We start from the raw sequence: 13393 nt of genomic DNA, 5'->3' as shown, positions 1-13393 counted from the left end.
GACTGCGGGCGGGATATTTTCGCTCACGACTGCGGGCGGTACTCGGTCGGCGGCACACCGACGAGTTCGGTGAACTCACGAGTGAAGTGGGCCTGATCGAACCATCCGTACCGCGCCGCCAGATCGGCGATCGATCCGGGATAGCCGGCGTCGAGATCGCGAACGGCGTCGTGAATTCGGTAGCGCGCGAGCACCCACTTCGGGGTCGCGCCGACGTACCTCTCGAAGAGTCGCTGCAGTCGTCTGGTGCCGATGTCGCATGCCCGTTCCACGTCCGACACTCGCGTCAGGGTTCGGTCGTTCAGCATCGTGGACACGACGGACAGAACGGTTCGGTAGCCCGGTTCGACGCTGTGTCCGTAGTGCGCAAGGGCGCGGTCGGCAACCTCTGCGCAGTGCGCCGGTCGGTCCTCGGGGCCCAGCTCGGCCAAGGCCGCGACGGTGTCGGGACGAAGCATCGTCGGTGCGGCGACCGGAACGTTCCGTAGTTCTCGGCCTGATGTTCCGGTGAGGCTCGCGAAGCCACCGGGCCGAAACTTGATGCCGAAGACCCAGCCCTGCTCGGCGATGATGACGTCGAAACGCGACGTCAGCACGCCCGTCGTCACGACCGGACCGACCTCGGCGACGCCGTCGCGCACCCGACCACGCTCGACGCTCAGCGTGCACGACGGATGCGGCAGCGTCGAACTGCGGTACGACGTACCCGCCGGCAGATCCCAACGCAGCAGCCAGTAGTTCTCCACCCACTGGCTCGGACCGTCACCGCATGGGATTCGAGTGAGATCGACGTACTCCGCCAATCGATCCGGGCTCAGAATGCCCGCGGTCGTCGACGTCCCGACAGCCGGTGCGACTGCTGTCGTGTTTTTCCTATCGGCCACCGATGAAGTCTAGGAGCCTGGTGGGACACGACGAACGATCGAGGAGAATCCGATGACCGAAACACCGTTGGCCACGTTGAAAATGGTGACACTCGACTGTGCCGATCCGTCTGCGAGCGCCCAGTTCTGGGCCGGGCTGCTGGGCTGGACCGTTGCTCACGCCGAACAGGAGTACGCGATGGTGACAGGAGGCGACACCGCACTCGGCTTCGGACGTGTCGAGGACTACGTACCTCCCGTGTGGCCCAACCCGCAGGGCAGCAAACAGTTTCATTTCGACCTCGCGGTGCGCGATCTCGACGACGCCGCACGTAAGGCCGTCGAGCTCGGTGCCGTGCTGCCCGACGACCAGCCAGGTGAGACGTGGCGAGTGCTGCTGGATCCAGCGGGTCACCCGTTCTGTCTGACGAAGGCCGAGAACTGGGGCTGACGGCAGCCGTCGTCGCTGTGCCCGAACGACCCGATTAGGCTGCGCGTGTGGCTGCTCCGATGATCGCTCCGTCCATTCTGTCCGCCGACTTCGCTCGTCTGGGGGAGGAGGCCGATGCCGTCGCCGGTTCCGACTGGCTGCACGTGGATGTCATGGATGCGCATTTCGTTCCCAACCTCACGTTGGGCCTGCCGGTGGTGCAGAGCCTGTTGAAGGCGACGGACATTCCACTCGACTGCCACCTGATGATCGACGACCCGGGCCGCTGGGCGCCGTCCTATGCCGAGGCAGGCGCCTACAACGTGACGTTCCACGCGGAGGCGACGGACGATCCGATCTCCGTGGCCAAGGACATTCGGGCGGCCGGCGGCAAGGCCGGACTGTCGATCAAGCCGGGCACGCCGATCGAGCCGTACCTCGAGATCCTGCGAGAGTTCGACACCCTGCTGGTCATGAGCGTCGAGCCGGGCTTCGGCGGACAATCCTTCATTGCCGACGTCCTGAGCAAGGCACGGACGGTCCGCAATCTCGTCGATTCGGGTGAGTTGACGCTCGTCGTCGAGATCGACGGAGGCATCAACGTCGACACGATCGAACAAGCAGCGGAAGCGGGCGTCGACTGCTTCGTCGCCGGTTCTGCGGTGTACGGCGCATCCGACCCTGCGGCCGCGGTCCGTGCACTGCGCGCGCAGGCCGGTCGGGCGTCGGCGCACCTGTCCCTCTGATGTCGGATTCCGATGTCGCCGAGTACGCGGCCGCGATGCGCACTGCCGTCGAGGCATCGGAGTCGGCGCGTGGGCGAACGAGCCCCAATCCGCCTGTCGGCGCGGTGATTCTGGATGCGTCGGGCACTGTCGTCGGCATCGGGTCCACGCAGCCGCCGGGAGGGCCGCACGCCGAGATAGTGGCGTTGCGCGACGCCGGTGAGCGTGCCCGCGGCGGCACAGCCGTCGTCACTCTCGAACCGTGCAATCACACCGGCCGAACGGGTCCGTGTGCGCTGGCACTGATCGAGGCAGGCATCGCCCGCGCGATCTATGCCATCGGCGACCCCAATCCCGTCGCGACCGGGGGCGCGGACAGGCTGCGGGCTGCAGGCATCGACGTCCGATCAGGACTCCTGGCCGACGTCGTCGCGCGCGGCCCATTGCGCGCATGGCTGCACAAGCAGCGCACGGGACGGCCGTTCGTGACGCTCAAATACGCAGCGAGTCTCGACGGACGAAGCGCGGCGTCGGACGGGACGAGTCAGTGGATCACCGGTCCCGACGCCCGTGCGCACGTCCACGCCGAACGCGCGAAGCTCGATGCCATCGTCGTCGGCACGGGAACCGTCCTCGCCGACGATCCGTTGCTGACCGCACGGCGTCCCGACGGCTCGAACGCCGGTCACCAGCCGCATCGGGTCGTGGTCGGCACTCGTGACGTTCCCGTCGATGCACGGATCCGCGGCATCGACGCACCGACGACGTTCGTACACAGCCACGACCCGCACGACGTGATCGCTGCGCTCGCCGAGCACACGGACGTGCTGGTCGAAGGTGGCCCGACGCTCGCCGGTGCATTCCTGAGGGCAGGTGTGGTGGACCGAATCGTGGCGTACGTCGCGCCTGTCGTGCTCGGGTCCGGCGTCGCCGCAGTGGAAAATGCTGGAGTCGGAACAATCTCCGACGCTCTGCGGTTCTCGATCGAGAGCGTGCAGTCGCTGGGGACCGACCTGGTCGTCGTCGCCGTACCGAAGAATCAGGAGTGACGTAACAAGTGTTCACCGGGATTGTCGAAGAACTCGGCGAGATCGTCGCCAAGGAAGAACTGACCGACGCGGCACGATTCACGGTCAAGGGGCCGGTCGTGACGTCGGACGCCGGACACGGTGATTCCATCGCCGTCAACGGGGTCTGCCTGACCGTCGTGGACGTACTGGACGGAAACTCCTTCACCGCCGACGTCATGCAGGAGACGCTGAACCGGTCGAGTCTCCAACGGCTCGAGGTCGGCAGTCGCGTCAACCTCGAACGAGCGGCGTCGCTGGGCAGCAGGCTCGGCGGTCACCTCGTGCAGGGCCACGTCGACGGCACTGGAACCGTCGTCGATCGTTCCCCGTCGGAGAACTGGACCGTGGTGCGCATCGCACTGCCGACGTCGGTCGCACGATACGTGGTGGAGAAGGGATCGATCACCGTCGACGGAGTCTCGCTCACCGTCTCCGGGCTCGGCCGCGACGGCGACGATCACTGGTTCGAGATCTCGCTCATCCCGACGACACTCGATCTCACGACCCTCGGGCAGTCACCCGTCGGAACTCCGGTCAACCTGGAGGTCGACGTCATCGCCAAGTACGTCGAGCGTCTGCAGACCCTCGCCGCGGACTGACCCGACCGGAAAGTACTGTTGAAGAGGTATCCGCGCCGACATCGTCTTCGGCGCGGAACGAGACATTTGGAGCGTACGACGTGACTAGGTTCGACAGTATCGAACGTGCCGTCGCCGACATCGCCGCAGGCAAGGCCGTGGTGGTGGTCGACGACGAGGATCGCGAGAACGAGGGCGATCTGATCTTCGCAGCGGAGAAGGCCACCCCCGAGTTGGTTGCCTTCATGGTGCGATACACGTCCGGTTACCTCTGTGTCCCGTTGTCCGGGGACGATTGCGATCGCCTCGGCCTGCCTCCGATGTACGCCACCAACCAGGACAAGCACGGCACGGCCTACACCGTCACCGTCGACGCCCGTGAAGGAATCGGCACCGGAATCTCGGCGTCGGACCGTGCGGCCACGATGCGGCTGCTGGCCGATCCGTCGAGCGGTGCAGGCGACTTCACGCGTCCGGGACACGTCGTTCCGTTGCGCGCGAAGGACGGCGGCGTGCTGCGTCGACCCGGCCACACCGAGGCGGCCGTCGACCTCGCGCGCATGGCCGACCTGCGCCCCGCAGGTGTGATCTGCGAAATCGTCAGCCAGAAGGACGAGGGCGCGATGGCTCAGACCGACGAGCTGCGTGTCTTCGCCGACGACCACGACCTCGCGCTGATCTCCATCGCCGACCTCATCGCGTGGCGTCGTAAGCACGAGAAGCACGTCGTTCGTGTCGCCGACGCCCGTATCCCGACGTCGCACGGGGAGTTTCGTGCCGTCGGATACCAGAGTGTCTACGACGAGGTCGAGCACGTCGCACTCGTACGCGGCGACATCGAAGGCCCCGACGGCGACGGCAGCGACGTCCTCGTTCGGGTTCACTCCGAGTGCCTCACCGGTGACGTCTTCGGGTCGCTGCGCTGTGACTGCGGACCACAGCTCGACGCTGCACTGGAGATGATCGCCCAGGAAGGCCGAGGTGTGGTGCTGTACATGCGCGGACACGAAGGCCGCGGCATCGGACTGCTGCACAAGCTTCAGGCCTATCAGCTGCAGGACGCAGGCTCCGACACCGTCGACGCCAACCTGCAGCTCGGTCTGCCCGCTGATTCGCGTGACTACGGCATCGGCGCACAGATTCTCGTCGACCTCGGCATCTCGTCGATGAGACTGCTGACCAACAACCCGGCCAAGCGCGTCGGACTCGACGGCTACGGCCTGCACGTCACCGAGCGGGTGCCGATGCCGTTGCGCGCCAACGCCGAGAACCTGACGTACCTTCGCACCAAGCGCGACCGCATGGGCCACGATCTCGTGGGCCTCGACGATTTCGAGTTGGGTCATTCCGCAGGCTCCACTCCTGACCATGGAACAGGAACCACACGATGAGCGGTGAAGGCGAACCTCAGCTGCAGCTGGCAGGCGCGTCCGACTTGAAGTTGGCGATCGTGGCAGGCCAGTGGCACCGGACGGTGTCCGAAGCACTGCTCGACGGCGCACAGCGGAAGGCCGACGAGGCCGGTGTCACCGACGTGACCGTGATTCGCGTCGCCGGTGCGATCGAGATTCCCGTCGTCGCGCAGGCTCTGGCGCGTACACACGACGCCGTCGTCGCTTTGGGCGTCGTGATCCGCGGAGGCACGCCGCACTTCGAGTACGTGTGCGATGCGGTGACCGCTGGTCTGACGCGTGTCTCCCTCGACGAGGGCACTCCCGTCACCAACGGCGTGTTGACCACGAACGACGAGCAGCAGGCCCTCGATCGTGCCGGACTGCCCGGTTCGAGCGAGGACAAGGGTGCCCAAGCCGTCGCGGCCGCCATCGACACCGCATTGACGTTGCAGCAGCTCCGCCAGTCGGCCGAGGCGCTGCGATGACCGGGCCCGGTCGGTGGGAGCTCGAAGTCCGTTCGCGCAAGTCGGCGCGGTACGCGATCGCTGCGGCGGCTGTTCTCCTCGTCGCGCATGTGACTGTCGCGGTCCTACTTCGGATATCGCCGACCGGTGTCTACTTCCGTACCGCCGATCAGCTCGCGCTCGCGGGCATAGGTGTGCTGCTCGCCGGTATCGCGCTGCTGTTGACGCGTCCGCGCGTGCGCGTCGGCGCCGAGGGTGTTGCGGTCAGGAACATCCTCTCCGAGCGTCTGATCGAATGGGATCTGGTTCAGGGCCTGTCGTTTCCGGACGGTGCCATGTGGGCCCGCGTCGACATTCCCGACGACGAGTTCATTCCGGTCATGGCCATTCAGTCGAACGACCGCGATCAGGCGGTCGCAGCCGTGCGTTCGTTCCGTGCGCTCGAAGCCAAGTACGCGGGTGCCGCCACGTGACGGTCTTCGTCGGACCCTGCGGCTAGCCTGGATTACGTGCCCGATCCATCGACGTATCGCCCCGCCACCGGAACCATCCCGGTCGAGCCAGGGGTGTACAAATTTCGCGATCCACACGGACGCGTGATCTACGTCGGCAAGGCCAAAAGCCTGCGTAGCCGACTCAATTCGTACTTCGCCGACGTCGCGTCGCTGCATCCGCGTACCCGGCAGATGGTCACCACCGCGGCCTCGGTCGAGTGGACGGTCGTCACCACCGAGGTGGAGGCCCTTCAGCTCGAGTACAACTGGATCAAGGAGTTCGATCCTCGGTTCAACGTCAGGTATCGCGACGACAAGAGCTATCCGATGCTCGCCGTCACGATGAACGAGGAGTATCCGCGGCTGTTCGTCTATCGCGGGCCTCGACGCAAAGGGGTGCGGTACTTCGGTCCGTACGCACATGCCTGGGCCATCCGCGAGACCCTCGATCTGCTGCTGCGAGTCTTTCCTGCGCGGACGTGTTCGGCGGGTGTGCTCAAGCGGCACCGGCAGATCGGTCGGCCCTGCCTGCTCGGATACATCGACAAGTGTTCCGCGCCGTGCGTGGGAAGAGTCAGCGCCGACGAGCACCGCAAGATCGTCGAGGACTTCTGCGACTTCCTGTCGGGGAAGACCGACAAACTCGTTCGGCAGATCGAGAAGCAGATGCAGGAGGCCTCCGACGACCTCGATTTCGAGACGGCCGCACGCCTGCGCGACGACGTCGGTGCATTGCGTCGGGCGCTGGAGAAGCAGGCTGTCGTTCTCGGTGACGGCACCGACGCCGACCTCGTGGCGTTCGCGACCGACGACCTCGAAGCCGCCGTGCAGGTGTTCCATGTTCGCGGCGGTCGCGTCCGCGGTCAGCGTGGGTGGGTCGTGGAGAAGGCGGGCGAGGTCATCGAGCATCGCGCCGAGGACCAGAAGGACCTGCCTGCGCTCGTCGAGCAATTCCTGACGCAGTTCTACGGCGAACAGGCCTCGATGTCCCTGCAGACACCCGGCCTCGAGGACGCAGGTGCCAACGCTGTGCCGCGTGAGGTTTTGGTGCCGGTGCTACCGGCCAATGCGGATCAGGTTCAGCAGTGGCTCACCAGTCTTCGCGGGTCCAACGTGCAACTTCGTGTTCCCCAGCGCGGTGACAAGAAAGCACTCGCCGAGACCGTCGAGCGCAATGCGAAAGAGGCTCTGCAGCAACACAAGCTGAAGCGCGCTGGTGACTTCACGTCCAGATCGGCTGCGCTGCAAGGTATCCAGGAGGCGCTCGATCTCGATTCCGCGCCGCTGCGCATCGAGTGCATCGACATCTCGCACGTTCAGGGCACCGACGTCGTCGCCTCGCTCGTCGTGTTCGAGGACGGTCTGCCGCGCAAGAGCGACTACCGGCACTATTCGATCAAGGAAGCCGCCGGAGACGGACACTCGGACGACGTCGCGTCCATCGCCGAAGTGACGCGTCGCCGATTTCTGCGGCACAGTTCCGACGCCGGCGGCGGCGATCTCGCCCCCGAGGCCGCACTCGATCCGCAGACGGGACGGCCGAGGCGGTTCGCGTACCCACCCAACCTGTTCGTCGTCGACGGCGGTGCGCCTCAGGTCGCTGCCGCCGCCGAGGTGCTCGACGAGTTGGGTGTGACCGACGTCGCGGTGGTGGGCCTGGCGAAACGGCTCGAAGAAGTGTGGGTGCCGGGAGAGTCGGATCCGGTGATCCTGCCGCGAACCAGCGAGTCCCTGTACCTGTTGCAGCGGGTTCGCGACGAAGCGCACCGCTTTGCGATCAGTTTCCACCGCAGCAAGCGCTCGCGTCGGATGACGGCCTCGGCACTCGACTCGGTGCGCGGCTTGGGTGAAACGCGACGCAATGCGCTCGTCGGCCACTTCGGGTCCGTCGCCAAACTCAAGCAGGCCTCGGTCGCGGAGATCGTCCAAGTTCCCGGGATCGGTGAGATGACGGCGAAGGCGGTCCTCGTGGCGCTGGGCGCGGACGCCGGTTCGGACACATCGGACATAGTTGTGCAGGATGGAGTCACGGGCAGTGAGACCTCCGATCTGGCTCGAGAAGACGCAACTTCGACAGGGCAGGGCGTGACGTGAGCAACCAAGATGTGCAGCAGGCGCCGGAATCCGCGGACGACATCGAGCACGCGGGCGGAATCGAAGTCGCCCTCGTCACCGGGGTGTCCGGTGCGGGGCTTCGCACCGCCGCGAAAGCACTGGAAGACCTGGGGTGGTACGTGGCGGACAACCTGCCCCCCGAGCTCATCTCCAAGATGGTCGACCTGGGCAGGGGCTCGGATCCTCGCATCGAACGGCTCGCGCTCGTGATGGACGTGCGCAGCAGGTTGTTCACCGGCGACCTCGGCTGGGTCGTGCAGGAACTGAACTCGAAGGGCGTACACAACCGAGTTCTGTTCCTCGACGCCACCGACGCGGTGCTGATCCAGCGCTTCGAGTCCAACCGACGCAGTCACCCGTTGCAGAAGGACGGCCAGGACGGCACGTTGACGGAGGGGATCGCCGCGGAGCGCCTGCAACTGGCTCAGGTCAAGGCCGCCGCCGACGTCACCATCGACACGTCGTCGCTGTCGGTGCACCAACTCCGTCGCAAGATCGAAGGTGCGTTCGGGGGTGCCGACGCGGCGATGATCGGCGTGACGGTGCAGTCCTTCGGATTCAAGTACGGTCTGCCGATCGACGCCGATCTGGTGTGCGACGTGAGATTTCTGCCGAACCCGCACTGGATTCCGGAGCTGCGCGAGCACACTGGTCGAGACAGTGCGGTCCGCGACTACGTTCTGCGTCAGGACGGGGCCGAGGACTACCTGAACACGTATCACCATTTGTTGCAGTTGACGGTCGAGGGATATCGACGGGAAGGCAAGCGGTACATGACGGTTGCTGTGGGGTGCACCGGAGGAAAACACAGAAGCGTGGCGATGTCGGAAGCGCTCGCCGCACTGCTGGACCGACACGACGACCTGTCGGTGCGCGTGCTGCACCGAGACATGGGCCGCGAATGACCGACACTCAGCCGGACGGCAACTCGTCGCCGAAGAAGATCGTCGCGCTGGGTGGTGGACACGGCCTGTACGCCACGCTCAGTGCGGTACGCAGGCTGGCTTCGGACGTCACCGCCGTCGTGACGGTCGCCGACGACGGGGGATCCTCCGGACGTCTTCGGGCCGAGCTCGGGGTGCTGCCACCCGGCGACCTCAGGATGGCGCTGGCCGCGTTGGCCGCCGACGAGCCGCGCACCACCCGATGGGCGGACGTGCTCCAACATCGCTTCCGGGGGACGGGGGCTCTTGCCGGGCATTCGGTGGGCAACCTCATTCTCGCCGGACTCACCGAGGTTCTCGGTGACACGGTCCTCGCGTTGGACGAGGTGTCGCACCTGCTCGGGATCGAGGGCAGGGTCCTGCCGATGGCGCCCGTCCCACTCGACATCGAAGCGGACGTCGCGGGCCTGGAGGACGATCCACGGGTCAGCCGCGTCATCCGCGGTCAGGTCGCTGTCGCGACGACGCCGGGCAAGGTCCGCCGCGTCCGGCTGATGCCACCCGATCCGCCGGCGACTCCGGAGGCCGTCGCGGCGATCGCGTCGGCCGACCTCGTCGTGCTCGGGCCCGGATCGTGGTTCTCGAGTGTCATTCCCCACGTCCTCGTTCCCGGTCTGCTGACGGCTCTGGCCGAGTCGTCGGCGCAAAAGGTCCTTGTGTTGAATCTCGCACCCGAACTCGGGGAGACGACGGGATTCTCCGCCGAGCGGCATCTGCACGTACTCTCCCAACACGCACCTGATTTCAGAGTCGACCACGTCCTCGTGGACTCGCTCTCCGTGCCCGCCGGGGGAGAGCGTGACCATGTCGCACGTGCTGCTGCCCGGTTGGGGGCCGAGGTCGTCTACGACGATGTCGCCGAATCAGGTACTCACGCGCATCATTTCGGAAAGTTGGCAGACGCACTCGGTAGCATCGTCTCGTCGCGAGACGGGACTGCGCCGACGGCGTCGCGCAGAGAGGGGATCACTTCGTGGCCATGACAGCGGAGGTGAAGGACGAGCTGTCGCGGCTCGCCATCACTCAGGTGAGCTGCAGGAGGGCCGAGGTGTCGGCTCTCCTGCGCTTTGCAGGTGGGCTTCACATCGTTGCTGGGCGAGTCGTCGTCGAGGCAGAGGTCGATCTGGGGTCGATCGCTCGTCGGCTGCGTCGGGAGATCTTCGATCTCTACGGATACTCCTCCGACGTCCACGTGTTGACGGCAGGCGGTCTCCGCAAGAGTTCTCGGTACGTCGTGCGCGTCGCGAAGGACGGGGAAGCGCTCGCGCGGCAGACCGGATTGCTCGACCTGCGCGGTCGACCGGTCCGCGGGCTGCCCGCCCAGGTCGTCGGCGGAACCGTCGGCGACGCCGAAGCTGCGTGGCGCGGCGCGTTCCTCGCGCACGGTTCGTTGACCGAGCCCGGGCGCTCGTCGGCACTCGAGATCAGTTGCCCCGGTCCGGAAGCGGCGTTGGCCCTCGTCGGTGCGGCGCGCCGCCTCGGCGTCGCAGCCAAGGCGCGCGAGGTCCGCGGTACCGACCGTGTCGTGGTCAGGGACGGCGAAGCCATCGGAGCGTTGCTGACACGGATGGGTGCGCAGGACACCCGGCTTGTGTGGGAAGAACGCCGTATGCGCCGCGAGGTGCGTGCGACAGCCAACAGGCTCGCCAACTTCGACGACGCCAACCTGCGCCGCTCCGCCCGTGCGGCCGTCGCGGCTGCAGCACGCGTCGAACGTGCGCTCGAGATTCTCGGGGACGACGTGCCCGATCACCTGGCCGCGGCTGGCTCGCTGCGGGTGCAGCATCGACAGGCCTCACTCGAAGAACTCGGTCAATTGGCCGACCCACCCATGACCAAGGACGCGGTCGCGGGCCGCATCCGTCGTCTGTTGTCGATGGCGGACCGCAAGGCCAAGGACACCGGCATTCCGGACACCGAGTCCGCAGTCACCGCCGAACTGCTCGACGAGGCGTGATCCCCAGGTGACGGGTGACGCGCGCGCGAGCCGAAGCTGCCCACTAGGGTGGGATCTGCCGCGTGCGGATCTCCACATGCGCGCAACAAGACAATCGGTTCAACAACTTAGGAGCGAACAGTGACGATCCGGGTAGGCGTGAACGGCTTCGGCCGCATCGGACGTAACTTCTTCAGGGCAGTCGATGCGCAGAAAGCTCTGGGCACCACCGACATCGAGATCGTGGCTGTCAACGACCTCACCGACAACGCGACCCTCGCTCACCTCCTGAAGTACGACTCCATCCTCGGCCGTCTGCCGCACGACGTGAGCCTCGAGGGCGACGACACCATCGTCGTCGGCGATCAGAAGATCAAGGCGCTGTCGCTGCGTGAGGGCCCGTCCGCACTTCCGTGGGGCGACCTGGGCGTCGACGTCGTCGTCGAGTCCACCGGTATCTTCACCGACGCTGCCAAGGCCAAGGGCCACATCGACGCAGGCGCCAAGAAGGTCATCATCTCCGCTCCCGCCAAGGGCGAGGACATCACCATCGTGATGGGCGTCAACGACGACAAGTACGACGGCAGCCAGAACATCATCTCCAACGCCTCGTGCACCACCAACTGCCTCGGACCGATCGCCAAGGTGCTCGACGACGAGTTCGGCATCGTCAAGGGCCTCATGACGACCGTCCACGCATACACGCAGGACCAGAACCTGCAGGACGGCCCGCACAGCGACCTGCGTCGTGCACGCGCTGCTGCGCTGAACGTCGTTCCCACCGGAACGGGCGCAGCGAAGGCCATCGGCCTGGTTCTTCCGCAGCTGCTCGGCAAGCTCGACGGATACGCACTGCGCGTGCCGATCCCGACCGGCTCGGTCACCGACCTGACGGCCAACCTGAAGAAGTCGGCCACCGCAGCCGAGATCAACGCTGCGATGAAGGCTGCGTCCGAGGGCGCACTGAAGGGCATCCTGAAGTACACCGAGGATCCGATCGTGTCCTCCGACATCGTCACCGACCCGCACTCGTCGATCTTCGACGCAGGCCTGACCAAGGTCATCGACGATCAGGTCAAGATCGTGTCCTGGTACGACAACGAGTGGGGCTACTCCAACCGCCTCGCAGACCTCATCGGCCTCGTCGGAAAGTCTCTCTGATCACATGGCGGTCAAGACACTGCAGGACCTGATCGCAGCCGGAGTCTCCGGCCGCGCAGTGCTGGTGCGTTCGGACTTCAACGTTCCGATCGAGAACGGTGTCATCACCGATCCCGGCCGGATCGTGGCTTCGCTGCCGACGCTCAACGCGCTTCTCGACGCGGGCGCCAAGCTGATCGTGACGGCCCACCTCGGTCGTCCCGACGGCAAGCCCGAGTCCAAGTACTCGCTGGCGCCGGTCGCGTCGAAGCTCGGCGAACTACTGGGCAGGCACGTGCAGCTGGCCGGTGACGTCGTCGGACAGGACGCACAGGCCCGCGCCGAGGGACTCACCGATGGTGACGTCCTGCTGCTGGAGAACATTCGTTTCGACCCGCGCGAGACCAGCAAGGATGAATCCGAGCGCGCCGCTCTGGCCGCGGAACTCGTCGCTCTGACCGACGGTGAAGGCGCTTTCGTGTCCGACGGCTTCGGCGTCGTGCACCGCAAGCAGGCGTCGGTGTACGACGTGGCGAAGCTCCTTTCGTCGTACGCGGGCAACCTCGTCGCGACAGAGGTCGACGTGCTGGCCAAGCTCACCGAGGAGCCCGCGCGTCCGTACGCCGTCGTGCTCGGCGGTTCGAAGGTCTCGGACAAGCTGGGCGTCATCGAGGCACTGGCTCCGAAGGTCGACACACTCGTCATCGGTGGCGGCATGGCTTTCACTTTCCTGGCCGCACAGGGCTATTCGGTCGGATCCTCGCTGTTGCAGGAAGATCAGATCGATGTCTGCAAGGACCTGCTCGAGCGTTTCGGTGACGTCATCCACCTTCCGGTGGACATCGTCGTCGGAGATTCGTTCTCCAAGGACGCCGAAGCCCAGACGGTCAAGGCGTCGGAGATTCCCGACGGCTGGATGGGTCTGGACATCGGCCCCGAGTCGGTCAGCCGCTTCGCCGTCGTACTGTCGAACGCGAAGACCATCTTCTGGAACGGCCCGGCGGGCGTGTTCGAGTTCGAGAAGTTCGCTGCCGGCACCAAGGGCATCGCCGAGTCGATCGTCGCGGCCACCGAGAAGGGCGCGTTCAGCGTCGTCGGCGGCGGCGATTCCGCTGCGGCCGTCCGCACACTCGGACTGTCCGACGACGGTTTCTCGCACATCTCGACCGGAGGAGGGGCGTCGCTCGAATACCTCGAGGGCAAGCAGCTTCCCGGTATCGCAGCGTTGGAGGGCTGACAC

14 protein-coding genes are annotated in these 13393 nt (G+C 66.0%); 13 read left to right on the top strand and 1 reads right to left on the bottom strand.

The window, feature by feature from the left end:
- Window positions 1-23: 23 nt before the first annotated feature.
- Window positions 24-884: a helix-turn-helix transcriptional regulator gene (locus tag CHB96_RS00795; RefSeq protein ID WP_245865118.1), complete on the bottom strand. Its 861-nt coding sequence runs from the start codon at window positions 882-884 to the stop codon at window positions 24-26.
- Window positions 885-936: 52 nt separating this feature from the next.
- On the opposite strand from CHB96_RS00795, the gene CHB96_RS29525 reads away from it, so the two are divergent.
- The 13 genes from CHB96_RS29525 to CHB96_RS00730 all read left to right on the top strand — a co-directional run bounded on the left by CHB96_RS29525 (window position 937) and on the right by CHB96_RS00730 (window position 13390).
- On the top strand, window positions 937-1314 hold the full coding sequence (locus tag CHB96_RS29525; RefSeq protein ID WP_089242677.1) for a VOC family protein: 378 nt from the start codon (window positions 937-939) through the stop codon (window positions 1312-1314).
- A 47-nt stretch (window positions 1315-1361) separates the two neighbouring features.
- On the top strand, window positions 1362-2039 hold the full coding sequence (gene rpe / locus CHB96_RS00785) for a ribulose-phosphate 3-epimerase (protein WP_089242676.1): 678 nt from the start codon (window positions 1362-1364) through the stop codon (window positions 2037-2039).
- Window positions 2039-3067: a bifunctional diaminohydroxyphosphoribosylaminopyrimidine deaminase/5-amino-6-(5-phosphoribosylamino)uracil reductase RibD gene (gene ribD / locus CHB96_RS00780; protein ID WP_089242675.1), complete on the top strand. Its 1029-nt coding sequence runs from the start codon at window positions 2039-2041 to the stop codon at window positions 3065-3067. The genes rpe and ribD overlap by 1 nt, the downstream gene beginning before the upstream one ends.
- 8 nt (window positions 3068-3075) lie before the next feature.
- The gene (locus tag CHB96_RS00775; protein ID WP_089242674.1) at window positions 3076-3687 is read left to right on the top strand and encodes a riboflavin synthase; all 612 of its coding nucleotides are present in this window, start codon (window positions 3076-3078) and stop codon (window positions 3685-3687) included.
- An 80-nt stretch (window positions 3688-3767) separates the two neighbouring features.
- Entirely contained in the window at window positions 3768-5057 is a 1290-nt protein-coding gene (locus tag CHB96_RS00770) for a bifunctional 3,4-dihydroxy-2-butanone-4-phosphate synthase/GTP cyclohydrolase II (protein WP_089242673.1), read from the top strand.
- Entirely contained in the window at window positions 5054-5545 is a 492-nt protein-coding gene (gene ribH / locus CHB96_RS00765) for a 6,7-dimethyl-8-ribityllumazine synthase (protein ID WP_089242672.1), read from the top strand. The genes CHB96_RS00770 and ribH overlap by 4 nt, the downstream gene beginning before the upstream one ends.
- Complete coding sequence (locus CHB96_RS00760) at window positions 5542-5997, top strand: PH domain-containing protein (protein WP_089242671.1); 456 nt, start codon at window positions 5542-5544, stop codon at window positions 5995-5997. Before ribH ends, CHB96_RS00760 begins: the two co-directional genes overlap by 4 nt.
- Window positions 5998-6033: 36 nt before the next feature.
- Window positions 6034-8112: an excinuclease ABC subunit UvrC gene (uvrC, locus tag CHB96_RS00755; RefSeq protein WP_245865117.1), complete on the top strand. Its 2079-nt coding sequence runs from the start codon at window positions 6034-6036 to the stop codon at window positions 8110-8112.
- Between the two features lie 41 nt (window positions 8113-8153).
- On the top strand, window positions 8154-9038 hold the full coding sequence (gene rapZ, locus CHB96_RS00750; RefSeq protein WP_245865148.1) for an RNase adapter RapZ: 885 nt from the start codon (window positions 8154-8156) through the stop codon (window positions 9036-9038).
- The gene (locus CHB96_RS00745) at window positions 9035-10060 is read left to right on the top strand and encodes a gluconeogenesis factor YvcK family protein (RefSeq protein WP_089242670.1); all 1026 of its coding nucleotides are present in this window, start codon (window positions 9035-9037) and stop codon (window positions 10058-10060) included. Before rapZ ends, CHB96_RS00745 begins: the two co-directional genes overlap by 4 nt.
- Entirely contained in the window at window positions 10051-11034 is a 984-nt protein-coding gene (whiA, locus tag CHB96_RS00740; RefSeq protein WP_089242669.1) for a DNA-binding protein WhiA, read from the top strand. Before CHB96_RS00745 ends, whiA begins: the two co-directional genes overlap by 10 nt.
- Before the next feature lie 120 nt (window positions 11035-11154).
- Window positions 11155-12174 (top strand): type I glyceraldehyde-3-phosphate dehydrogenase, encoded by a 1020-nt coding sequence (gene gap / locus CHB96_RS00735; RefSeq protein ID WP_089242668.1) that lies wholly within the window; start codon window positions 11155-11157, stop codon window positions 12172-12174.
- A 4-nt stretch (window positions 12175-12178) separates the two neighbouring features.
- Window positions 12179-13390, top strand: a complete 1212-nt coding sequence (locus tag CHB96_RS00730) for a phosphoglycerate kinase (protein ID WP_089242667.1) — start codon at window positions 12179-12181, stop codon at window positions 13388-13390.
- The last annotated feature ends 3 nt before the right edge of the window (window positions 13391-13393 follow it).

The sequence above is a fragment of the Rhodococcoides kyotonense genome (genome assembly GCF_900188125.1).
Taxonomy (GTDB): domain Bacteria; phylum Actinomycetota; class Actinomycetes; order Mycobacteriales; family Mycobacteriaceae; genus Rhodococcoides; species Rhodococcoides kyotonense.
Note: the sequence above shows the minus strand (reverse complement) of the source record. Positions and strands in the feature narration are given on the sequence as shown.